This window comes from Desulfoscipio gibsoniae DSM 7213 (assembly GCF_000233715.2).
Lineage (GTDB): Bacteria > Bacillota > Desulfotomaculia > Desulfotomaculales > Desulfallaceae > Sporotomaculum > Sporotomaculum gibsoniae.
The window spans coordinates 625,795-648,471 of the sequence record NC_021184.1 but is presented as its reverse complement, the minus strand read 5'-3'; the positions used below and the strand labels follow the sequence as shown (position 1 = coordinate 648,471).

The window sequence follows — 22,677 nt, the reverse complement described above, 5'->3', positions numbered from 1 at the left end:
ATTAAACCAGTTTACATCAACCCGCAAATAAGCTCCGGCCACCGCAGATAAAGATAGTTTGCCCGGTAATGTAACCTGCTCCCTCACCGGCAAAGAACAGCACTCCATTGGCGATGTCATCAACGGTGCCGATTTCTTTACCGGGTTGTTTATTCCTGAGCCGTTCTTGGATCTCGGGCGTAAGAATTTGCCATAGTGGTGTGTCGATTAAACCGGGTGCGATACAGTTTACGGTAACACCTTTCCTGCCCAGCTCCAGGGCCAGTGTCCTGGTGAGGCTGACTATACCGCCTTTGGATGCCGAGTAGTTGGCTTGCCCCGGGCCGCCCAGCCAGGCCCTTGAGGAGATATTGATGATTCTACCGTAACCTTGATTTCTCATATATTCAGAGGCTACTTTAGCACAGAAGAACGCGCCTTTCAGGTTGACGTTTAATACGATGTCCCAGTCTTCTTCGGTTAACTTTCTGATTGATTTGTCCCTGGCTACCCCGGCGTTGTTGACCAGAATGTCAATTTGACCATATTGTTCAACTGTTTTATTGAACATTGACTCGACTTCAGCCAGTTTGGTTATATCTGCAACTATACCCATGGCTGTGCCACCGGCTTCAAGGATTTCTCCCACAACACGGTCAACCTTGGTGTTGTCAACGTCGTTAACTACTACTTTGGCCCCGCACTTGGCCAGTTTCTTGGCTATTCCTTCCCCTATGCCGCCTCCCGAACCTGTGATTAGAGCTACTCTATCTTTAACTTGCATATCCTTTTAACCTCCTTCCAATTAAAGCATTAAACGGATAGTGAACTGTAGATACTCTTGCCGCCGCAGATAAATATGGTTTGCCCGGTAACGTAATTGGATTCGTCAGAAGCAAAAAACAGAACGCCATAAGCAATTTCCTCCGGCTCCCCGATTCTGCCCACGGGCTGGAGTGCCAGCAGATTTTTTTGCACTTCTTCCTTTAACATATCGAATAAAGGAGTTCTGATAATCCCAGGCGCTATACAGTTAACCGTGATTTTATGTTTGGCCATTTCCAGTGCCAGTGTTCTGCTAAGACTTACCACGCCACCCTTGGATGCTGAATAGTTGGCCTGCCCCGGCCAGCCCAGCCAGGCCCGGGACGAAATATTGATAATCCGCCCGTATTTCCTTTCCCTCATGTGGGCTATGGCTGCCTGGCAGGTATTAAACATTCCTTTAAGGTTTACATTAAGTACACTGTCCCAATCTTCCTCAGTCATTTTAAGAAAGCCCTTGTCTTTGGCAATCCCCGCATTGTTGACCAGGATGTCAATACTGCCGAAACGCTCCACGGTTCTATTAATCATCATTTGGACCTGTTGTCTTTGTGAGATGTCCGCAACAAAGCCCAATGCTTCTCCGCCCGCGTTTTTTATATCTTCTGCAACTCTCATCACATTTTCTTCATTAATATCGTTGATAACCACCCTGGCCCCGTTTTGCGCAAGGGTTTTGGCTACCACTTCCCCGATTCCGCCCCCGGAACCGGTAACCAGAGCAACTCTATCTTGCACACTCATTGCGTTATCCTCCTCCCGGTAAATTCAATTAATGTTTCATGCTGGTTGATTAACGTGTAAGTATATGCATTGTGCAGGCTGCATTATCCAAACCGTATACCCCGCCGCCCGTCACATGGGTTATGGCGGCTTTACAGTCCGGCACCTGACGGGCTCCGGCATCGCCCCGTAATTGCCAGGTTGCCTCTACAATCTGAGCGGCTCCGGTACAACCGGTTGGGTGACCGCATGATAACAGGCCTCCCCGGGGGCTGAATACTACCTTGCCACCGTAATCGGGACCGCCGCTTCTGATAAAGTGGCCCGCTTCACCATGTTTACAAAAGCCCATGGCTTCATAATATAAGAATTCTCCAATGGCAAAGGCGTCGTGACACTCGACCATGTTGATATCATCGGGACCCACGCCTGCCATATCATAGGCTTTTTTGGTACATCTAATGGTAATTTCCATCTCTGTCATGTCTCTGAAGTCGTTTCTGAATATGCCGGAAGTCAGTGAGCTCGCTGCTATACGGACCAGCTTGCTGCCCAGCTGCAGCGCTTTTTCTTTGGTGGCGACGATTACTGCCGCGCCACCGTCGGCGTTTGGACAGCACATCAGCATGGTGAGGGGATCGGCAATCGTCCTGGCGCTTAACACTTCCTCAACGGTAATTGGCTGCTGGTAAGAAGAATACGGGTTCATCGCTGCATGCCTGCGGTTTTTAACCGAAACCAGGGCTAAATCAGTTGGTGTGGCATCAAACTCGTGCAGGTAACGCTGGGCCCGCATGGCATATATACCTGCCATTGTCGCCCCCTGGATCCCTTCGGGGTCTCTGGGGTCCGGTGCCAGTCCGGTGCCGGCTGCTCTTGAACTGGAAAGGTGTTGCACGCCTATGCCCATGGCTACATCACTTTTGCCCGTCGCCACATCTTTATACGCCAGGTGGACGGCTATAGCCCCACTGGAACAAGCGCTTTCCACGTTGGCCATGGGAACGCCGCCCAGCCCGAGGGTTCCGCAAACACGCTGGCCGAAACATACGCTGCCGGACAGACCTCCCATTTCACCGATAAATATGGATTGAATTTCTTTAGGTGAAATACCGGCATCTTTGACTGCTGTATGGATTGCTTGTCTTCCTAATTCATCAGCGGTTACGGGTGCCTTTTTATATATCTTGGTCATACCTACACCGATAATATAAACATCTCTATAATTCACTATTTAGTTGCACCTCCTATGTGAAAGTTATCACAAAGTATATGGCTTAAATGCCCATCAAAAAGGATCTACCCCATATATCTATTAACATTGCTGTTTGAAAACAATTTTTACACTGCAGGTGTGAATTTATAACTAATAACGTCTTTGCCGCTGGCGTCTTCCCTAATTACTCCGGCCTTTACCTCCATTTCCATGCCTATTTTTATCTGTTCCTTTATTTTCTCAACATCAGCACCTACTTCAATTTGCGCGCCAACCCTTACGCCTTCCTCCGGGAAATCAATATATCCAAAAGCCAGGGGTGGTTTGATGCCCTTTTGCGGAGTGTACATGATCGTATAGGTATAAAGTTTGCCTTTCCGCAGCTCCCTTTTGTCGAATTTTTCTGACCAGCAATTGGGACAGTACGGTAGTATGGGAAACCACGTTTTACCGCATTCCTCGCAGCGGAATGCTATCAAATATGGCTTCTCTCCTCCTTCTGGTATTACAAAAAAATCTGGATGATAAATGACCTGCTCTTCCAAAGGAATACCCCCTCTTTTTAAATATTTAATTAAACATTTAACCCCAAAAGTTAAATCTTTATAAACCTTGAATAATTTTTAGTGCCAACTGGATAGCCAGGTTTGTTTCCTGGTCACTCAGGTCAATATTGGCAATTTCGGTAATACGCCTTAGCCTGTACTTAATAGTGGAGGAACTCATAAATCCCTTGCGGGCTGACTTTTCCACGTTACAGTTATTTTTATAGTACAAATCCAGTGTAAATATTAGATTGGAATTATGCTTTTGGTCATATTCCAAAAGACAGCCGATTGTTTTATCAACAAACCTTCTCAGCTGCTCAATGTTGATGTTCAATAACCCCAAAACCGCAATTCGCTCATAGGAGCTGCACTTGTTTTCGAATCTCAAAGACTTTATTGTTTCAATGGTAGTACAGGCGTCATGATAAGAGGAGTTAAAATTAGCCACCCCGGTGCACGGTGAGCCGATTCCTATGTACCACCTGTAATTTGGGAAGGTGATTTTGAAGAGTTTTTCCAAATTCTCAATTACTTCTTGCAGGTAGCGGTCGGTATTCTTGCGTGATTTGCCGATTAACGATAATGTACCGATAAAATAATTTTTCTTTCCAATGAGCACCATACTGTCAGAAACCTGTTTAATCACGCGTTCCAAGGCCTGGCAAAGGTTTCCCAGCCTGTTTACGGTGTCGCCCTGCAGTTCCGTCTGCCCGTTGGAGTCCTCATCAATAAGCTCAACAGCAAACACCCTATACAATTGTGATAAATCCATCCCCAATTCTTTGGCTCTAGTCATGGTGCCGTCTTCATTTTCGTGGCTATTTTTCAAAAGTTCTTCCAGAAAGTCTTTTTTAATCCTGCGCTCGGTTTCAAAAGCAGCCTTTTGCTTCAATATCTCCAGCGCTATTACAGTGGCTACCTGCTCCATGGCTATGGATTCCAACTGGTTATGGGTCTTGTTTTTTTCCAGGGTAATTACAAATCCAAGGCTTTCTTTGCTGGCCGTCACCGGTACTATAAACATTTCGAAATGGCCGTATTTGTAAAAAATGTGTGCGCGTTTATCATCAACATTGAGCTGTTTTTCTTTAAAAAGCGATAATTCCTGCTTTAGTGTCGGGTCCTGCACGGCAGTATGCCAGAACTCTTTTAAATCAAAATCGTCTTCCTGACCGTAAACAGACATAATATTATAAAACTGGTCTGTAATAATTACGGACTTATTCACAATCGAACCTAAATTGCGAGCTATCATTTCCAACCCGTGGCCCTCCAACACTACAGAAGTAAGTTGGCTGTGAATATTAGTAGCCTTCTGCAAAGCATCATGTTCAGCATAAAGAAGCTTGTTTACCCTGTATAATTCATCTACCTTTTCCTTCAGATCACGATTGGTTTGCTCATACGCTCTTGCATTGCCCAGTGCGATAGATGATTGTGTAGCCAGTAAGGTTAACAGTTCCTGGTCGTTCTGGGTAAATTGTTTACCGTTTACTTTGTTGATAACGATAATGGCGCCGAATAGCTCTTTTGAATCCAAAGGTATATAGATAAGATTTCTTACCCTTATGCTGCCGGATCCCAAATCAAGAACTTTTTCACTGTTTTCCCAAACCATGGGCTGGCGATTCTTTAGTATGAATGCTGCAATATCGCTATCGCCGGCAAAAACTTTCGTGGCTACTTCACTTCGGTTGATAGTTTCATATAGTACTGCCTTTCCGGATTGCACATTTACAATGGCCAGGATGACCTTTTTAGCATTAAACAACCTTTGGGCGTAGGTAACGGTTTTTATAGGCATGTTGGATGATTCAAGGCTCATTCCTATATCAATGATGGCACTGTTTAAATGCTTCAGTAGGCTTACCCGTTCCCTCTCTTCCTCCAGCATAGTCTGCAAGCTTTTCATGATCATATTTTGCTTTAAGTCATCAATAACCCGGTTTTCCTGTCCATTCCACTCCTCCAGGGATCGTAATTCCAGCTTGCAATAAGGATCCCCCATACCCTGACACATGGTCTCGATACCAACTACTTGACTGCCCATAAAACCCGACGCATAGCCACTGGCATATCCGGTTAAGCTCCAGCAAACAGGCTCGTTTGCCCGGCCATGCTTTTGCAAATGTTGTTCAGCCTCGTAGGAGTTGCGCCATATTGCGGTCATATGAAAAGTGCCCCGGCTGCGGTCATATTCCAGTGACTCGCAAGTAGAATGTACTATACCTTCCAGGGTGTGCATTTTGGGTCCGGCCAGCAACCAATCCGCATCGCTTTCAAAATAATAAAGATTCTTAAATGCTACTACATCCTTCATGCCGGATCTATAACCAAAGCGTGTCAGGACGTTGCGGGCAATATCATAGCCAAGGTTTTGGATTAGTTCCTCCCGTAGCTGGAAAATGGTCTCGGACTCCATCAATAACAGGCGGTTTTGGTTAAACCTGATGAGTCCTTCATCTTTATTTACAGTTAGGAGGTCGGTAAATACCGGACCGGAAATCACAAGCAATACCCCCTACTATTTAATACCAATTTTATTTATATAATCTCTATTATGAATTTTTAGTATGTTTCATATTTTCTGATAACAATATAACATATTGAAGTTGGACTGAATATACCTTAAATAGGCGAAAGATTGTGATAATTTTTTGACTAATGTAGGTTATATAATTTCGAACACTCATTATAATAAAGGACTAAATATTCGAAGAATGATCTGCAAAAACCTGGTAGACCATTTAACGGCCACACAATTTTCAGCCTGGATTTGGATACAGACTTTTAACGTGCTCAGAAAATCTTCTTTAAGTTGGCTGACTGCTTTAGATTTGTACAGCCATACGCCGCATTCAAAATGCAAATACAAACTTCTGAAATCAAGGTTGGGCGAACCTACCGTAGCCAATTCATCGTCAGCCACAAAGGTTTTGGCATGCATGAAGCCGGGTGTGTATTCGTATATTTTCACTCCCGCCTCAATAAGCTGCGGGTAATATGACCGGGTAACCGGGTGTATATACCATTTATCCGGGTAATAGGGTGTAATAATCCTTACATCCACCCCATTTTGGGCAGCCAGGCAAAGGGCGGTAACTATTTCATTGTCCGCAATAAGATATGGTGTATTGATATACACATAATCTTTAGCTTTATTAATGATGTTGAGATAAATATTTTCAGCCACCAGGTGCTCATCGAGGGGCATATCGGCATAGGGCTGAACATATCCATCGGACGCACACGAAAGCCTGTCACGGTTAAACACCATGTATTTTGTATAGTCAGTATCCATTGGCCTTGTTGCATTCCAAAGGTGCAGGAACATAACGGTAAAACTCCAGGCCGCATCACCTTTGATCATAATGGCGGAATCTTTCCAATGGCCGTATTTGCGATAAGCATTAATATATTCATCCGCCAAATTAATGCCCCCGGTAAAAGCAACCCGCCCGTCAATAACAACTATTTTTCTATGGTCGCGATTGTTCATGCGCAGCGATAAAACCGGTGAAACAGGATTAAAGGCTACACATTGAATACCCAAACCGGTTAGTTTTTGGTTGAACCCGGATGGCAGGAGATAAATGGAGCCCACATCATCATACATAACTCGTACTTCCACTCCCTCCCCCACCTTTTGCACCAAAATATCCAGGATGCTGTCCCACATCAGGCCTTCTTCCAGAATAAAAAATTCCATAAATATATAATGCTTTGCTTTGCCCAATTCTTCTTTTAATTTTTCAAACATAACTTCACCGGGAGACAAATATTGGGTGGTGGTATTTTTGTATATTGGAAATAATGAAGTGTTCAAAATGTATTTGGATTGGTTGGCTATGTTCTTATCCAGGCCTTCCAATTCATCGATAATTTTCCGGTCCTGAGCCAGCAAACCGCTGATCTTCATGAATTCCTTCATGATCCTTTCCTTAAATCTCTTCATGGGTTTGTTATTCCCAAGCACAAAATACAGCAGGGTGCCCAAAATAGGCAGAATCAATATAGGTATAATGATGGCAATCTTATAAATCGGGTTGCTGCGGCTGTTAATAATTTTTAGTACCAGCAGGGTACTAAGCACCCAAAACAAGCCCTGCATATAGATGAAATAATCATTTAATTTCCAGACAAAAACCACTAAAAAAGATATTTGTGCAATGATGGCTATAACTACCATGGTCATCCTGTTGAAAATAAAGTTAAATAGCTTCTTCATCTACCTTGTTCTCCTCCGTGCAAAATGCCGTTATGAATTGTTCTTTAGCAACACAAGTCTGTTCTGTGCTAAATTAATTTTAATACATTACATGAGGCTTTGGTTAATTAAAAGAATATATGAATGCACGGAGAAAGTGAGCGGCGGGGTTACCGCAAAGCTGGAACCGGAGTAGGCTTGCAACATAAAAGCGCCTCAAACCGAGGCGCTTGTTGCTTAACCTAACAACTGATTACTCTAAGTAAACGGAAATCTTCTTACTCTCACTATCCCAGTCTACCTCGGCGCCGTAAGTTTCAGCTACATAACGAACGGGCACGCAATCGGCACCATCGGCAATGACCAATATATCCTGCATCAGTATTTCTGTTAATTCAGCCCCCAAGCCTTGGGCCAGCACATCCGCCGGCAGGTAAGCACGACCTTCTTCAATAAAGGGAGCCACGGGCAAGTCAACCAGCGATGCATTTACTTCGGCGGTAGTGGAACCTATTGCATAGTAATCATAGCTACTTTCCATCGGCAGAGCCGGGTCAGCGGCCCAACCTGTCAATGAGGCATCATAATTTTGCACATTGGTATAACCAAGGATTTGTGTCAACACAAAATACTGAACAGTTGCAGTTGTCCCTGTGTTGCAATAGGTTATTACCGGGGTATCGGCCGTAATACCCTTGGCGGCATAAATTTCCGCTAGTTCCTGGGCGGATTTTAATGTTCCGTCACTATTATAGTTATCACTTTCACTGAGTAAAGATGTTCCGGCTATGTGCCCGCTGCGCGCGGCCTTATATTTTTTACCTTGATAGTAATTTTCATCCCTGCAGTCGATAATTACCGTATCGGTACCAAGCGCAGATTTTACTTCATCAGTAGTTGCCACAGCATCCTGATTTACATCTTCCGCTGTCAAGGTGTATACCGAAGCAGCAGGTGTTACCGGGTCGGTGGAAACATCATAACCCGCCGCTACCCAGGTATCAAAACCACCGTCCAGCAATTGGGCGTTTTGGTGGCCGTATATGTGAAACGTCCACCATAAGCGCGCGGCATGCTTAAAGTCATTACCTGCGCTGTATATAACCACCTGGCTTTCTTCAGCCACGCCGGTTTTGCTCAGTAACGCCGAAAACTTTTCCGGTCCGGCAGCCATTTGCTTAACCCCGGCCAGCTCTTCGAAAAACTCGGATGTTTGTACCGACACAGCCCCCGGGATATGCCCCGCACCATATGCATCAGCAGCCCTGACATCAATAATAACCACGCCTTCACTATCTACAAAACCGTTAAGTTCCCCGGCTGAGATTACAGCATTGCTCTGGGCGGCAAACGCCGGCACGGCCAGCAGCAGACAGAAAAGAGCAACAAAGGTTATGCATAAAATCCATTTACTCTGAAACATTTCCTTACCTCCCTTAAATTATTTTATACAGCTACAAACGCGCTATTTGGTCTAACCCTCCCTCCTAATTCACCTCCTAATTCAAATACCGTAATATTCTTTATGAGCTGTTATTCTCCTCTTTATTCTTACCCAAAAAAATTACATAAACATTGAAAAAATCCATTAATAATCTTTTAAACTTAATTAGAGCTTTTATGATATTTTATGACTTATTTAGCTTAGATCCGCTTTTAAAAAACAATAAGTAGCTATTTTAAGTGTATTATGATAGAATTTAGCCAAATCTTGGATTATAATAGGGTCAACATTTAGTGCTATACTTATTTTCGGAAGCCAAAAATAACCAAATAGTCCGCAAGCCATGTAATTACAAGGACTTGCGGACTTGTTATTTTGCGAGGAGTTGTAGTGTAATTTTAGTGTTTTTTGGTTTTCCCGAAATTTTTTTTGATTTCTTGAAGTGTCATGGCTTTTCTGCCAAAATCCGTACCGAAAACAGCATTGCACTCATCCGTGACCTCGTCGGCAAAATCAAACAACCATAAATTTTGATCCAGGTGACTGCATGCTACATTCTGCAGAGTTTCTGTTATTTTGGATATGGTATATTTGCCGCCGAGTCTCATTTCAACGATTCTTGCAATCAAAAGGGCGATAAAACAGATGAGGAAATGCGCATTAATATGTTCATTGGTACGAAGATATACCGGCCTTGTACCGAGGACGCTCTTAGTTACTTTGAACGATTCTTCTATGCGCCATAGCCCCCTGTACATTTCAATGATATGTTCATCTGCATCGTCAAGCTCGCTGGTCACAATGGCATAATATCCGTCATATTTTTCCTCGTCCTCAATCTTCCTGGTGTCAAGCACAAGGGTGTCTTCTGTGTTCATTATTTCCCCGGTTTCTTTGTCGATTTTGAGGTTTTCAATATATCCGGCGGCACCGTAGTCAAATGTACGCCGGTATTTTGCAGGGTTTTCTATCATCCTGACTGCCTTGGCAATCGCTTCTTCCCGTTTATGCTTTGCCCTAGCGGCATATTTTTCACTGTAGAATACAATCCATTTCTGTTCTACGGTTTCTTTCTTTTTGATTTTTTTCTTCCCGATTTGCTTCACCGTCACATTGATTTCTGCATCAGGGACAAGCTTGGACTTTAACTTATAACTGTCCGTGAGTTGCCGGTACCCTGTTTCGTCAAGCACCCACTGCTTGAAATCTTCGCTTGCGCCCCTGACGCTTTTGCTGTAAATATACCCATCCCCAAGTACAGTGCTGTAAGCTATATTGTCCCCGCTGTTAAGCCCTTTGTCCGCGACTGTTATTATCCGCCGTACGCCGAATTTTTTCTTCACTTCTGTCAGGACTGGCATAAGCGTTTGTGAATCGTGCGTGTTTCCGGGGAACAGTTTATATGATATAGGCAGACCGAGCTTGTCAAGCAGCAGGCCCATTTGGACAATAGGGTCTTTCCTATGTTCCTTCGATGGCCCTTTCTTTCGCAGATCGTCCTGCCTGTCTATTTCGAAGTAATAGTTTGTGACATCATAGTAGACAAGGTCAGTATCCCGCCCATAGTGCGCTGTAACTATTTCGTGAAGATGCTGCTGCAATGCGCCAGACATCTTGTCGAAGTGCGTAAGCGCGTCATAGACATCGTCAAGCGAGAACTTGAAATTGTCAAAGAAACGTTTTTTGTTTAGTACCGACGCCCTTTTTGAGCCGGGGTATAAAAGTCTTGTGTATACAAGCAGGCGCATAATTGCGTCTGTGTTGAAAATGAAGTTTTCGTGCCTGCGTGCATTTTTTAGGAATATATCTATTTCTAGCTCGTGATATATCTCGCTGAAAATGATATACCCGTAGTTTTTGCGGTTTGCGTTATTGCGGTCAATTTGGCCGGTCATGTCAATGGTGATGGTCACGCTCTTTGCTGCCTGGCGCTCCTTATCCATTGCTGCCGCAACTGCTGTGAAGTGGGCAACGGGGTCGTCATATTCCTTTTTTAATTCATCAAGATAACCAACCTTTTGAACCGTTTTTTGTTTTGACTTTCCTTCCTTGTTCCGGTACCCCTGCACTATGGACAAATATGTCCTGCCTGTCTGCTTCGAGTAGGTTTTTCGTAGATACATATGCGTAGCCCCTTTATTCTGCTATTCTATCTCATTGCACATATTTACACAACACATATTCGCAAAAACTTGACAAAAAAATTAAGCCCGCAGGCCTTGGCTTCCTTTGCTTTTTGGTTCACCCTCTTTTTTCAATGCTTCCGAAAAGACGAATTTAGCCAAATCTTGGATTATAATAGGGTCAACATTTAGTGCTATATACAAAATCAACAAACTGGCGGCATAGGCTAAACATTCCATATAATGATATCCAGGAGGTAGGCAAATGGGATTGACCCAAACCTTAACTAATAATGTTGAAGAAATTGCACATGAAACAGCGACGGTATTAAAGAATTTAGATATTCCTTTAATTAATGAGATTGAATACTCTGACTTGAGGCATCAAATGCGCGAATTGGTCCACCAATTGGTATTAGCAATTAAATCAGGTGTAGATGAGGACTTTATTAATTTTTTTTACGATTTAATCTGTCATAAAGTCAGCGAAGGCTACAGCATTAATGATATTCAAAAAGTAATGACGATATTACGTGATAAGTTAATAGACGTACTTGAGCGTGAATTTTATGACCAACCGGACAAGATAATCAAGTACTTGAAGATATTAACCAATATTATCGGCGAATCCAGGGTTCGCATGGCCAAGGTGTACATGGAGGTACGGGAGAATACAATAATCAAGCAGCAGCAGGCTCTCAACGAGTTGTCAACTCCAATAATACCGCTTTTCGATAAAATTGTGGTGGTACCTCTGGTTGGTACTGTCGATACCTTTCGAGCAAAGCAAATAATAGAGCATTTATTAAACGCCATAGTTTCCCAGCAGGCGGAAATTGTAATCATTGATGTCACCGGGGTGCCGATAATCGATACAGCCGTCGCCCAAAACTTGCTTAATGCCGCCAAGGCATCCAGGTTATTGGGCAGCACTTGTATTTTAGTGGGTATCAGCCCTGATATGGCCCAAACCATTATTAAGCTGGATGTAAATTTATTTAATGAAATCATCACCAATACAAACTTGAAAAAAGGTTTGGAAACAGCACTTGGTATGATTGGCTTGGAAATAAACGCCATGCAAAAAGGTAGGTGTATATAATCCATGGAAATTCCTATTTTAAAAATAGACAACTGCTTGGTAGTATCCATACAGGGCAGCTTATCCGACACAGCAGCCCTTGATCTTCAGGAAAGCCTGGCCAGGGACATATCACAGCAGGAACCCGTGGGAGTACTGGTAGACCTGACAGCGGTGGAAATTGTAGACAGCTTTGTGGCAAAAGTACTAGGGGATATTTCTTCCATGTCCAAGCTGATGGGTGTTGATGTGGTGGTAACCGGCATACAGCCTGGTGTGGCAATTACCTTGATAGAATTGGGCATTACCCTGGGTGGTATACTGAATTTACAAAAAGGTATTGATCTTCTTCGTGCTTCGTGTAAGTAAGGAGTGTAAAATATGGAAAGCATGCAAGAAATAAATGTATATCTTAAAAATGATTTTGATATCGTCGCAGCCAGGCAGGCAGTGCGAAATGTCTCCAAATCGATGGGCTTTGGGCTAGTGGACCAAACCAGGATCACCACCGCTATCTCTGAACTGGCCCGTAATATTGTTCTCTATGCAGGGGAAGGCTCTATATATCTTAGGGTAATTAACAATGGTTTACGAAAAGGTATTGAAATATTGGCTTCGGATGATGGACCCGGGATTGTTGATATTAAACTGGCCATGCAAGATGGCTATACCACTTCCCGGGGTCTGGGTACCGGGCTTCCCGGCACCAAAAGGTTAATGGATGAATTTAGTATCAAGTCGAGCCTCGGCGAAGGGACACAGGTGATTGTGCGTAAATGGTTAAGATAGATTATGGGGTGGTCTCGCTGCCCAAGCATCAGGGTGATTTGAACGGTGACGCTTACCTGGCCTTTGTCAAGAATGATTATGCATTGTTTGCCGTTATGGACGGTTTGGGCAGTGGAGCAGATGCCTTTCGAGCTGTTGACAGGATAACTGGCTTTTTTAAAGAACATACTCATTTAAATGTCAAAGATTTGTTGTTAAATTGTCACCTTTATGTTAAAGGCGAACGCGGTGCTGCGGCAAGTGTATTGCGGTTGAACCTTGTTTCAGGCGCATTTGAATATATCGGCATCGGCAATGTCGAAGGTTATATACAGGGGGACAAGCCCGTAGGTTTAGTTAACAATAACGGCACGCTCGGCCGTGCCATACCCCATTTACCTTATGTTAATAAAGGAACGGTTCAAAGTGTTAATTATATTTATATCTTTTCTGATGGTATATCACGTAACTTTTTAAAACAAAACAGTTTGTTGCTGCAAGACCCCGGGGATATGGCCCATAAAATTGAAAAAGAATATATGAAAAATGACGACCGGACAATTATGGTTATTAAAATAGAATAACAATACAAAAAAGGGAGGGGGTTCTTTTGCATAAAGACTTCGATGAGCAATACGTTAAAATCCTTAAAAATTTTTTGGAGGACGAAAGCGAGTCTTGTTTGTACCAGGCCTCTCTATTCAGTAAAAAATTAGTAAATAATGGTATCAGGCCTGAGGAAATTATAGAGACACATTTAAAATCTTTTAAGGAAGTGCTGCAATCCTATCCCTATAGTGAATGGGTACCAAAAATCTATAAATCTTTTAATTTATTGATTGAAATTATGACCTTTTACGGTAATGCCTATAAAGAATACCTGGACCTTAAGGATAATTTGCTGCAGGCCATGTCTATGCAAGTAGCCTATAAGCGGCTGCAGGTTTATGTGGATGAAATTGAATTTATCACCCAAAGGCTGGCTTCAATAAACGAAGAGCTGGACAGAAAAGTATTGGAGCTGGGAACGTTACATAAAATAAGCAAAATCATAAACTCTGATCTAAACTTTAATAATTTATTGGATCAAATTTTGATCTGTGTCAGGGAAATTATCGACTACGAGGATTGTTATATTTATTTGATGGATAATCAATCCACCGATTTGGTATTAATTAAACACTACGAAAGTATTATCGGTCAGGTAGAAGCCAAGCGCAACATTCTACAGCAAGTTAACCAACTGGTATTAAACAAGAAGGAAAACCAGGTGATTGACTTGAAAACCCAGGCTTGGGACTCTGCTTTTTCCGGAACAGGTATGCTATTGGCTGTGCCCATGCTGGTGGAGAGCCGGATTCTCGGCATATTAAGCGTAACTACCGATCAAAAAAAGGAAATCATTGATGAATTGCTCAAAATGCTTTCTATAGTGGCTTCCCACGTGGCCATAGCTATTAAGAATGCCACTGATTATGAATATGTGAAAAAGACGGCTATCACCGACGGTTTAACCGGCGTTTTCAATCACCGCTATTTCTATGAACGTTTTAGGAGAGAACTTGATTGGTCCATACATCATGAAATGCCTGTTTCCCTGCTCATGATCGATATCGATAATTTTAAAAATTATAATGATACCTATGGGCACGTTGCCGGAGATAAACTGTTGAAGATTATTGCCGGTATATTAAGATCATGCACCAGGGATGAAGATATCATAGCACGTTATGGTGGAGAAGAATTTGCAGTGTTGTTGATAGGAGTCGCTAAAAAAGCCGCCTGCAAAATAGCCGATCGTATCAGGGAGTCCATTGGCTCGGAAAGTTTTATGGATAAGGATGGCAATCGCAGGCCGGTAACTGTAAGCATTGGAGTATCCAGTTTCCCTGAAGACGCTAAAACTGTGGGTAAATTGGTAAACATTGCGGATAAGGCGTTATAAATCAGTAAAGAAAGCGGTAAAAACCAGGTTTCATTCATATAAGATAAATAATTTCTGAAAAGGCAAACCTGTTGAAAGACAGGGACGCAAAGCCATGAGTCTAAGGTTTTTGAAAGGGCTATGACAGTCAGGCTGCCGGATTTTTTATGTTCTGCCTGTTTAGTTTCTTCTAACAGGCCTTTTCTTTATGGATGGGGTGTTTATACATATAATGAACGAGATAAACAAAAATAGCCTAATGGATTATATATCGTTAAATAACATACTACATATATCGAAAAGCACTGGATTTGCCAAAGGTGGTTGATCAGTTAAAAATTTTCAGCGGGGTTCAATTCGACCCTGAAATAGTAAGTGTAGTGCTGGATACCATGCTGTTTGATATATTTTCGGCATTAAATGTCACTGATACAGATGCTATATATTATTAACAGGTATTAATGGATTGAACGATGTCTTTGCGGAGGACTTATACCCTCTGATTGCGAATTACATTAGAAGCCACTGCTGTGCATTTATTATTGTTTGAAACGCACAAAGAAAGTACTACCATAAGGGCCGGTATCTACTTCGATCTTGGCCTGATGTCTTTCAGCGATGCTGTAACAAACTGCCAGCCCTAAGCCTGTTCCGTTATCCTTAGTAGTAATAAACGGTGTACCTAATTTTTCCAATACATCCGACTTAATTCCCTGGCCCTGGTCTTGAACGGCCAAAACCACATCCCGGCGGTCAGTATACGTTTTTACAGTAAGTATTCCACCTAAGGCCATAGCTTCCAGCCCATTGTGGACCAAGTTAATAATAAGCTGGCGCATTTCTTTTTCATCCAGCAATAAATTTGGAATATCTCGAAGTTCGATGTTTATATATTTGTTAGCTTCATTGGCACCCGCCTGGATTAGTGGAGATATAGTTTCTATTATATTATTTAGACTTTGACTAACCTTATCCACAGGTTTATTTTTGGCCAGCGATAAAAAGTAAGTAATTATGGAATTAGCTCTGTCAAGTTCTTCAATCATGACATTAAAATAATCCCTGTACCCGTTAAAATCATCCTTGCTATTAAGTATTTGCAGCAGTCCACGTACGCCGGTCATTGGATTTCTGATTTCATGCCCAATGCCGGCAGCCATTTCACCGATTAGATTAAGCCTGTCCAGGCGGGCCATCTGCCGGTCCAAGCGGTCGAATTCAGTAATATCCGTAACATTAGATAATATACATTTCTCCCCGTTAAGCTCCATTAACTCTATAGATATTAAACCCAGACGAATATCCCCTGACTTTTTGTGGAATTTTTGCTTATAATTGTGGACGAATCCCTGTTTGGTAAATGATTCCATCATCCTGGCATATTCCTTAGAGTCAACGTAAATATTCAGTTCTTCCGTCGTACGGCCGATAATCTCTTCATGCTGGTAACCGGTTTGCTTAACAAAACTATCATTAACGAAAATATAACGTCCGTCAGCCAATGTCCTGATACTCATAATATTAGGGCTGGCATTAAAGGATTTGGCGAACCGTTCCTCTGAAAGGCGCAGCATATGCTCTGCATTCTTGCGTTCGGTGATGTCTCTGCTGCACAACACAGCCTCAGCAACCAGACCATTTTCGTTGCTGATTGGTTTACAGGATGTTTCCACCCAAATATATTGACCGTTGGCTTGCCGGTGACGAAACTCTATTTTATTACTTGATAACGTATTGATACACTGCTTCCAGGCAGTATGTACCTGTTTAAGATCGTCAGGGTGCACAAAGTCCATTTTAGACTTTCCCACCATTTGTTCCGGCTCATAGCCCAAAACATCTTTGCAGGATGGGCTTTGGTAATGAATGATTCCTTGCGTATTAACCATACCGATTACATCCAGCATGTTATCAGTAATGCGGCGCAATTGCAGTTCACTTTGGCGCAGGGCCTCCTCTGCCAGCTCACGCTCGGCAACTTCTTGTTGTAGTTGCACCATGGCATTTTGCAGCATGGCAGTTCGTTTATTTACCATCGTCTCAAGGTGTTTACGGTATTTATTCAACTCCTCCGCCATTTTATTGCGGTCGGTTATATCACGGATGGATTCAATAGCACCACAAATGTTACCGGCGGTATCATAAAGCGGAGAAGTCTTAACCCATAAAGTTGCCCCGCTGCCGTTAAACGGGGGTGGAATATAAACCTCGGTGTAAAGGGTTTTATTATTTCTTTGCACACTCTTATAGTACATTTGGATCTGAGTTTCGTCTTGTTCAATTAAATCCACCAAAGTCGGCCTTGGCTTCCCGTAAAAGGGTATTGAGTAAGCACAATTCCCCTTACCAATAATATCTTTTTTATGCACTCCAGTCATTTCCTCAATAGCACGATTCCAAGCAATGACCTTTTTATCCCTGTCAACAACAAAGGTGGCATCCGGCAAAAATTCAATGATATCCATCAGTTGTTGATTGGCCTCTTCCAAAGCCTTTTCTGCGCATTTACGCTCAGTGATATCCTTGCCCACAGCTACAATTGCTGTTATCTGATTATGCTCATCCGAAATTGCTTTACCGGTCCAACCAATCCATCTCCAGCCGTCTTTGGTCATCGCCCTTTGTTCGACATAGCTGCAATAAGGAGGTCTATATAAATTTTCCATGGCCTTTAGAGTGGCTTCCCTGTCATCCACGTGTACCAATGGCACAAAGGAGGCGCCCAAAAGCTCCGATTCTTCCTTGCCAAAGGTTTGACAGTAAGTTTTATTAACAAATAAAATTTTACCATTAAAGTCGAATTTTACTATCAGAGTAATTTGACTATCCACCAGCATCTGATAATTTTCTTTAACCTTGTTTAACTCTTTAAGGCTATTTTTAAGTTTTGCTTCGGATGCTTCCAATTCCGCAACCCGTTGGCGCATTGCCTTTAACTCATTGATTAATTGCTCCTTGGTCCGCTCCTCATTTACCATAGATATACCCCCTGGTCAGAGTCACTGGCAGATCATCTTTATCTTAGACGATTCCGGACATAATACCTTCAGATATCGTGTCGAATGATGATAACTTATAGAATCATGGTGACCTCCTCCCCTCACTAAAGTGCACTAAAGTGAGGGGCATCCAAGTTAACCCAAGATAGTCAACTTAGAGCCGGGAGCTTTTTTCAGCATCCCAGAGATTTCCGCATTGCTACGGCACATACCTTTCGATATGGCCCGGCCACAAGAGGCAATAACTTTTAGGTTTAGCCAACCTTCTTATAGGCCACATACCACTGACCACTTAGGGTACGGCTATATATCTTCTTCTTGCGATAGTCCCTGTAGTTCACCTTCGGCCTGTAGAAGCTGGTTAATAAGTTATTTAGCAGGTTAATTGCGGCGTTATCGTCCCTACCCAGCACCATAGTGCATTTTGGGCATTTGTAGGTGCGTATCGTGGGCTTGAGTTTCTGCCGGTTGCCGCAATTAGAGCACGTCTGGGTGCTATACCGTTCGTCGGCTTTGTGAGTATACTTACCGCGGCTTTCTGTCTTATAGCCGAGGTAGCCGAGGAACTTCTTATGGGGCCAGTTAGGCGGTTCTGGGCATCAAGGTGCATCTTTTTGGTAAGCTCCTCAAGTATGAGCTTTTGGGCACCACGTGGCATTGGGCGTTTCAGCAAGGGTACAATAATCTCAAATCGTTGCAAAGCAACCCGCTCACGCTCATCATCCGGTGGCAAATTCATACTTTTTCCCTCCTGACTTGCTAATTTTAAGGGGTTTTACCTCTAAGATCATCATGATGCAAGTCAGGAGATTTGGCGATAACCAAGGTTTCCAGCGGTTCCCGCTGATATGGCAGCACAAATTCCGGCCAATAACTGATTGTTTCGTGACATTGCTCGCAATAAGCGTTGAAGATCGTAATTCTAGTTGCGTTAACATGGTCCAGGCATAATTTACGGTCCCAATTGGCATTCCAATGCGGCCTGTGGGATGAATTATTAGGGCAAACAGGCCTGATAGGAAGAAAATTTTTGGGATTTTTAATATAGCTCTGGACATTTGGGCAGGGAGTTGTTATTCTCATCTTGTATGGGACTTCAAGTCCATCCGGGGCATAGGGAGAGAGGTCGCAAACTCTACATCTTCCTATGCTCAAATGATTAAGAAGCCATCTCCTTGATTACTTTCACAAGGGATGGCTTTTCTACTTTTACCACTAAATTCCTGCTTTTCTTGTAGTTTGGAATTACCGCCTTCGGCGGTAATTCGTTCACCGCCCATTGCCGTGCGTCGCCACACCCAATGATAACCCGCAAATATAATCCTTATTCAGCACCGTTAAGAAGGATCATGATTACCGGCAGATTATCATACTGGGAAAGCTCCGATATTATAGCTCATCAAAGGCAAATTAAGAAACGAACATTGCAAGAATGTTATCAGTACCATTGCAAAAACAATCGGATTGCAGCCTGAGTGAGGTCCAGGTGGCCCCTGGTGTCAATCCCAGTTTAAAAATGAACAGTTTCCGCTTAGCCGCTTGCGAAGCCCTTTACATAGAGAGGGCAATCTGCTAGCCTGTTTAGCGCAGACACAACTAGACCGAGCGAAAGCTTATAAAAATTGAGTAATTTGCTAACATTTATTAACTAACTTGTACAACTAACTGAACGACTTCCATTTTTATTTTAAACTAATTAACATGATAATCGTAACCAAGTTCATCATTTTTTCTCTATTGCGCTTTTTCTTCTTTTTCCAGAAACCTATTAACAACTAATAGAGTTCTTTCTTTAAGACGATTCAAAAGTTCCTTCTCCCTTTCACTAGTTGTGAGCCACAACTCTCCATATTGCTCAACAAAGGCCTTATATAGTATATTATCGTCTTGTGTTTCTTCTATTTCCAATATTTCCGACATGATTTTTTTGTTTTTTATTATATTAATAATGTCAAAATATATTTTACATAGTCGTTCAAACGCTATCTTTGAAACATTCGCTTGAGTGTAAGGTAGGCTCGGTACAATTGACTTAACCTTCATCCGCTTTTTATTTTTGCCTTTACCCATGAATTTGTGTTCAGAAGTATCTTCGCAAATCTCTATCTTAAAAATACTTTCCGTTTCCAAATTATCTCCTTGGATAGTCGCTGTATATATTTCAATCCCGTGATGCTCAAGAATCTGTTCCAGACTATTTAGTTGATAACTCATTACATCATAGATTTTATCCTTTTTTGTGCCTTTATTTGTTTTACTGGGAACCGGAATATTAAACTCTTCAAACCTAGGATCGTTCAACAGATTTACATGAAAGCTGACAGTCAACTTATATACATATCCTTTAATAAAACTATCCTGATTGGCTCTTATAATCATGTCTAATTTTGCGCCAATTTCCTTGTCAAAAATATCTGTTTTTTGTAATATAAATTCCATAAAAAATCACTCCCAATATTTTATAGACATTTTACCATTTACAGGCATTAATTTCCAATATCATTTGAAGCTTAATCCAAACCATTTCTCGTTACTCTTCGCACAAGAACTCCCCCACCTTAACTCCTTTTTCGAATTATAAAGGTCACCTCGACGAGGCATCCAATGCATATTCCACTCTTCAATACAAAAAAAAGGCACTGGTTTTCATGCTTGAACTTTTTTGCTGAAGTAATGTTTTATTTTTTAGAATATATTCAATTCCTGAATACAAGGTCATGCCTACAGCAAGCCAAAGTAAATAATCTCCGATAGGTAAATCGGTGAAAATTGAAAAAGGCCAATTGCGCAGCAAAATAACCGACAAGGCTAACATTTGCAATACTGTTTTGATTTTTCCCGATCTTTCTGCAACAATGATTATGCCTTCTCTAGCCGCAACAGATCTTAAGCTGGTAATTACAAATTCTCGCGCCAGAATTACTATGGCAAGCCATCCCGCAATACTGCCTAGTTGCACTAAACAAATCAAAGCTGATGTAATCAGAAGCTTATCAGCCAGGGGATCGATTATCTTGCCGAAATCCGTAATGAGATTGTATTTTCTTGCTAAATATCCATCCAGGGCATCTGTAATAGAAGCTGCAACAAAGAGAATTCCCGACACGTAATAATACTCTTTCATTAAACGCAAGTTTCTAATTTCTGCTATCAGAGCCTAACAAAATGCTTTTAAGCTTTTGCCATGCATCATCATAGTTCATGGATCGCAAGCCTGGGAACGCCCTAATAATTCTTATACTCTGAAACCGACTTAGACTAATTAAAGCTTTAATACGTTCGTTATAAAATTCACTTTCTTCAAATTCGTTCATAATAGACTCTTTAAGTTCTCCGGCCTGTTGAGCGTACTGTTTCAAAAATTGGTTTATTGCCAACTGCATCTTTTTCAGTCTGCTGTTCAGAACCAGAAGATGACGCACAGTTATATACAAATCCAGCATGAGAAAAATAAAAATAACGATTGATAAAACAATCTGCCACCAAGAAGGCAGTTGGCCAATTAAACCTCCCACAAACGGATGAATATACTTGATAAGCAGCACCGCGAGAACACCAAAAACTACGGCTCCTATAAGACAGACACGTCCTTGGATACTGAAGCGGTAATTAGAATAATCCCACCATTTCGCATCAAACAGCTTTTCAAGCAAAACCGCGGTGATATATTCAACCGCACAGGTTATAAGCATGCCGGCAAAAAACAGAACAATAAGATTGTCTGTTCTCATATCCAAAATAAATATGGAAGCTAAAGCTCCAAAACCATATACCGGACATAAAGGGCCATTTAAAAATCCACGATTTACAAGGCTTCGTTCACTTATTGAACAAATTGCGGATTCATAGACCCATCCCAAAAAGCTGTATGCAATAAACCATAAAAAGTATTTTGATAAAATAAGCAATTGATTCATCCTCTTTTATTCAGGCTATTTTTCACTGCCAAAGAAGCACAAAGTCATCACATCAGGTCCGGTATGCGCTCCAATAATTGGTCCGATATAGCTGACAGCTATATTCTTTAGTGCAAATCTTTGCTCAACCATAGATGCAAGGATACCTGCATCATCAATGCAGTCTCCATGGCCGATGAAGATCGTCTGTTTCTCCGGGCTAACACAGAATTTTTCCATATGGTCGGCAAGCTCTACTAGAGACTTACGGCGTCCTCGTACTTTCCCTCTCAGGATGAGATGACCATCTTTATCAACATGAAGAATTGGTTTCACTGAAAGCATAGTGCCGACGATAGCTGCTGAAGTACTTAACCTGCCGCCCCGTTTTAAGTAATTCAAGTCATTCACCGTAAACCAATGACACAGGTGATCACGATTTTGAACTACCCAATCCTTCAGTTCGTCTATATCTAAACCTTCATGCTTTTTTAGCGCGGCGTTGTACACAAGCATACCCTGTCCTACGCTGGCGCAACGTGAGTCAACGCAGTATATTTTTCGTTCAGGATACCTTTCCATCAACTTTTTTGCGGCTATTGCCGAAGATTGATAAGTGCCGCTCAACCCTGAAGAAAGCGATATGTAGAGGATATCCAGACCGCGTTTTAATACAGGTTCAAAATAGTTCAGGTACTCCAAACTGTTAACCAGCGATGTTTTAGCCATGATGCCGGAGCGAAGTATCTGATAAAACCTGGAATATCCGAGTTCTCTGCCGTTAGGATAATGACGGTAGCTTCTACCATCTATTTCAAAATACATAGGTAAAACAGAAATCCCATGGGTTTCAATCAACTCTGTCGGAAGGTCCGATGCGGCATCAGTGAAAATAATAAAATCATTTATCATAGTAAGCCCCCTGCACCACAGCAGCCGTTTTT

Annotated in this window: 20 protein-coding genes, 1 pseudogene and 1 riboswitch; of the genes and pseudogenes, 6 read left to right on the top strand and 15 right to left on the bottom strand. The window is 42.2% G+C overall.

The annotated features are described in order from the left end of the window. Positions 1-16: 16 nt before the first annotated feature. From DESGI_RS03045 to DESGI_RS03010, 8 genes are all read right to left on the bottom strand, one after another. Complete coding sequence (locus tag DESGI_RS03045; protein WP_006524655.1) at positions 17-763, bottom strand: SDR family NAD(P)-dependent oxidoreductase; 747 nt, start codon at positions 761-763, stop codon at positions 17-19. A gap of 29 nt (positions 764-792) precedes the next feature. Then, positions 793-1,548: an SDR family oxidoreductase gene (locus DESGI_RS03040; protein ID WP_006524656.1), complete on the bottom strand. Its 756-nt coding sequence runs from the start codon at positions 1,546-1,548 to the stop codon at positions 793-795. Between the two features lie 49 nt (positions 1,549-1,597). After that, positions 1,598-2,758 (bottom strand): thiolase family protein, encoded by a 1,161-nt coding sequence (locus DESGI_RS03035; RefSeq protein WP_006524657.1) that lies wholly within the window; start codon positions 2,756-2,758, stop codon positions 1,598-1,600. A gap of 110 nt (positions 2,759-2,868) precedes the next feature. After that, positions 2,869-3,288 carry a Zn-ribbon domain-containing OB-fold protein gene (locus DESGI_RS03030; RefSeq protein ID WP_006523972.1) on the bottom strand — a complete coding sequence of 140 codons (420 nt, stop codon included), beginning with the start codon at positions 3,286-3,288 and terminating at the stop codon, positions 2,869-2,871. A 58-nt stretch (positions 3,289-3,346) separates the two neighbouring features. Then, positions 3,347-5,800, bottom strand: a complete 2,454-nt coding sequence (locus DESGI_RS03025) for a XylR N-terminal domain-containing protein (protein WP_041284751.1) — start codon at positions 5,798-5,800, stop codon at positions 3,347-3,349. Positions 5,801-5,983: 183 nt separating this feature from the next. After that, positions 5,984-7,519 (bottom strand): cardiolipin synthase, encoded by a 1,536-nt coding sequence (cls, locus tag DESGI_RS03020; protein ID WP_006523974.1) that lies wholly within the window; start codon positions 7,517-7,519, stop codon positions 5,984-5,986. A gap of 232 nt (positions 7,520-7,751) precedes the next feature. Beyond that, positions 7,752-8,921: a rhodanese-like domain-containing protein gene (locus DESGI_RS03015; protein WP_006523975.1), complete on the bottom strand. Its 1,170-nt coding sequence runs from the start codon at positions 8,919-8,921 to the stop codon at positions 7,752-7,754. A gap of 419 nt (positions 8,922-9,340) precedes the next feature. After that, positions 9,341-11,065: an IS1634 family transposase gene (locus DESGI_RS03010; RefSeq protein WP_006523976.1), complete on the bottom strand. Its 1,725-nt coding sequence runs from the start codon at positions 11,063-11,065 to the stop codon at positions 9,341-9,343. 265 nt (positions 11,066-11,330) lie between these two features. Between DESGI_RS03010 and DESGI_RS22860 the strand changes: the two genes are divergently transcribed. The 6 genes from DESGI_RS22860 to DESGI_RS25990 all read left to right on the top strand — a co-directional run bounded on the left by DESGI_RS22860 (position 11,331) and on the right by DESGI_RS25990 (position 15,290). Further along, positions 11,331-12,167 carry an STAS domain-containing protein gene (locus DESGI_RS22860; RefSeq protein WP_006523977.1) on the top strand — a complete coding sequence of 279 codons (837 nt, stop codon included), beginning with the start codon at positions 11,331-11,333 and terminating at the stop codon, positions 12,165-12,167. A gap of 3 nt (positions 12,168-12,170) precedes the next feature. Further along, positions 12,171-12,515: an STAS domain-containing protein gene (locus DESGI_RS03000; protein ID WP_006523978.1), complete on the top strand. Its 345-nt coding sequence runs from the start codon at positions 12,171-12,173 to the stop codon at positions 12,513-12,515. 12 nt (positions 12,516-12,527) lie between these two features. After that, a complete protein-coding gene (locus DESGI_RS02995; RefSeq protein ID WP_006523979.1) occupies positions 12,528-12,935 on the top strand; it encodes an anti-sigma regulatory factor in 408 nt (135 codons plus the stop codon). Beyond that, positions 12,923-13,498 (top strand): PP2C family serine/threonine-protein phosphatase, encoded by a 576-nt coding sequence (locus DESGI_RS22855; protein ID WP_006523980.1) that lies wholly within the window; start codon positions 12,923-12,925, stop codon positions 13,496-13,498. The genes DESGI_RS02995 and DESGI_RS22855 overlap by 13 nt, the downstream gene beginning before the upstream one ends. 26 nt (positions 13,499-13,524) lie before the next feature. Next, positions 13,525-14,859 (top strand): diguanylate cyclase, encoded by a 1,335-nt coding sequence (locus DESGI_RS22850; protein ID WP_006523981.1) that lies wholly within the window; start codon positions 13,525-13,527, stop codon positions 14,857-14,859. A gap of 51 nt (positions 14,860-14,910) precedes the next feature. Next, a riboswitch (cyclic di-GMP riboswitch) is annotated at positions 14,911-14,999 on the top strand. Between the two features lie 159 nt (positions 15,000-15,158). Next, positions 15,159-15,290 carry a hypothetical protein gene (locus DESGI_RS25990; protein WP_281168080.1) on the top strand — a complete coding sequence of 44 codons (132 nt, stop codon included), beginning with the start codon at positions 15,159-15,161 and terminating at the stop codon, positions 15,288-15,290. Between the two features lie 87 nt (positions 15,291-15,377). On the opposite strand, the gene DESGI_RS22845 is transcribed toward DESGI_RS25990, so the two are convergent. From DESGI_RS22845 to DESGI_RS02955, 7 genes and pseudogenes are all read right to left on the bottom strand, one after another. Then, on the bottom strand, positions 15,378-17,816 hold the full coding sequence (locus tag DESGI_RS22845; RefSeq protein ID WP_006523982.1) for a PAS domain S-box protein: 2,439 nt from the start codon (positions 17,814-17,816) through the stop codon (positions 15,378-15,380). Positions 17,817-18,091: 275 nt separating this feature from the next. Next, positions 18,092-18,352 (bottom strand): annotated as a pseudogene (locus tag DESGI_RS24295) (zinc ribbon domain-containing protein); the annotation flags it as partial. A 636-nt stretch (positions 18,353-18,988) separates the two neighbouring features. Further along, positions 18,989-19,117: a hypothetical protein gene (locus DESGI_RS25985; RefSeq protein ID WP_281168079.1), complete on the bottom strand. Its 129-nt coding sequence runs from the start codon at positions 19,115-19,117 to the stop codon at positions 18,989-18,991. Positions 19,118-19,571: 454 nt separating this feature from the next. Beyond that, positions 19,572-20,276 (bottom strand): hypothetical protein, encoded by a 705-nt coding sequence (locus tag DESGI_RS02970; RefSeq protein WP_006523984.1) that lies wholly within the window; start codon positions 20,274-20,276, stop codon positions 19,572-19,574. 181 nt (positions 20,277-20,457) lie between these two features. Then, a complete protein-coding gene (pgsA, locus tag DESGI_RS02965) occupies positions 20,458-20,961 on the bottom strand; it encodes a CDP-diacylglycerol--glycerol-3-phosphate 3-phosphatidyltransferase (protein ID WP_006523985.1) in 504 nt (167 codons plus the stop codon). Between the two features lie 13 nt (positions 20,962-20,974). Next, positions 20,975-21,754 carry a putative ABC transporter permease gene (locus DESGI_RS02960; protein WP_052543921.1) on the bottom strand — a complete coding sequence of 260 codons (780 nt, stop codon included), beginning with the start codon at positions 21,752-21,754 and terminating at the stop codon, positions 20,975-20,977. 15 nt (positions 21,755-21,769) lie between these two features. Further along, on the bottom strand, positions 21,770-22,645 hold the full coding sequence (locus DESGI_RS02955) for a DegV family protein (RefSeq protein WP_006523987.1): 876 nt from the start codon (positions 22,643-22,645) through the stop codon (positions 21,770-21,772). Positions 22,646-22,677 lie beyond the last annotated feature (32 nt).

Bases quoted from the DNA above. Each gene is read 5' to 3' on its own strand.
- DESGI_RS22845 (WP_006523982.1), bottom strand. From the start codon at position 17,816: ATGGTAAATGAGGAGCGGACCAAGGAGCAATTAATCAATGAGTTAAAG.
- cls (WP_006523974.1), bottom strand. From the start codon at position 7,519: ATGAAGAAGCTATTTAACTTTATTTTCAACAGGATGACCATGGTAGTT.
- DESGI_RS22860 (WP_006523977.1), top strand. From the start codon at position 11,331: ATGGGATTGACCCAAACCTTAACTAATAATGTTGAAGAAATTGCACAT.
- DESGI_RS02970 (WP_006523984.1), bottom strand. From the start codon at position 20,276: ATGGAATTTATATTACAAAAAACAGATATTTTTGACAAGGAAATTGGC.
- DESGI_RS03015 (WP_006523975.1), bottom strand. From the start codon at position 8,921: ATGTTTCAGAGTAAATGGATTTTATGCATAACCTTTGTTGCTCTTTTC.
- DESGI_RS02955 (WP_006523987.1), bottom strand. From the start codon at position 22,645: ATGATAAATGATTTTATTATTTTCACTGATGCCGCATCGGACCTTCCG.
- DESGI_RS02995 (WP_006523979.1), top strand. From the start codon at position 12,528: ATGGAAAGCATGCAAGAAATAAATGTATATCTTAAAAATGATTTTGAT.
- DESGI_RS25985 (WP_281168079.1), bottom strand. From the start codon at position 19,117: ATGGGCGGTGAACGAATTACCGCCGAAGGCGGTAATTCCAAACTACAA.
- DESGI_RS03045 (WP_006524655.1), bottom strand. From the start codon at position 763: ATGCAAGTTAAAGATAGAGTAGCTCTAATCACAGGTTCGGGAGGCGGC.
- DESGI_RS03010 (WP_006523976.1), bottom strand. From the start codon at position 11,065: ATGTATCTACGAAAAACCTACTCGAAGCAGACAGGCAGGACATATTTG.
- pgsA (WP_006523985.1), bottom strand. From the start codon at position 20,961: ATGAAAGAGTATTATTACGTGTCGGGAATTCTCTTTGTTGCAGCTTCT.
- DESGI_RS03000 (WP_006523978.1), top strand. From the start codon at position 12,171: ATGGAAATTCCTATTTTAAAAATAGACAACTGCTTGGTAGTATCCATA.
- DESGI_RS02960 (WP_052543921.1), bottom strand. From the start codon at position 21,754: ATGAATCAATTGCTTATTTTATCAAAATACTTTTTATGGTTTATTGCA.
- DESGI_RS03040 (WP_006524656.1), bottom strand. From the start codon at position 1,548: ATGAGTGTGCAAGATAGAGTTGCTCTGGTTACCGGTTCCGGGGGCGGA.
- DESGI_RS22855 (WP_006523980.1), top strand. From the start codon at position 12,923: ATGGTTAAGATAGATTATGGGGTGGTCTCGCTGCCCAAGCATCAGGGT.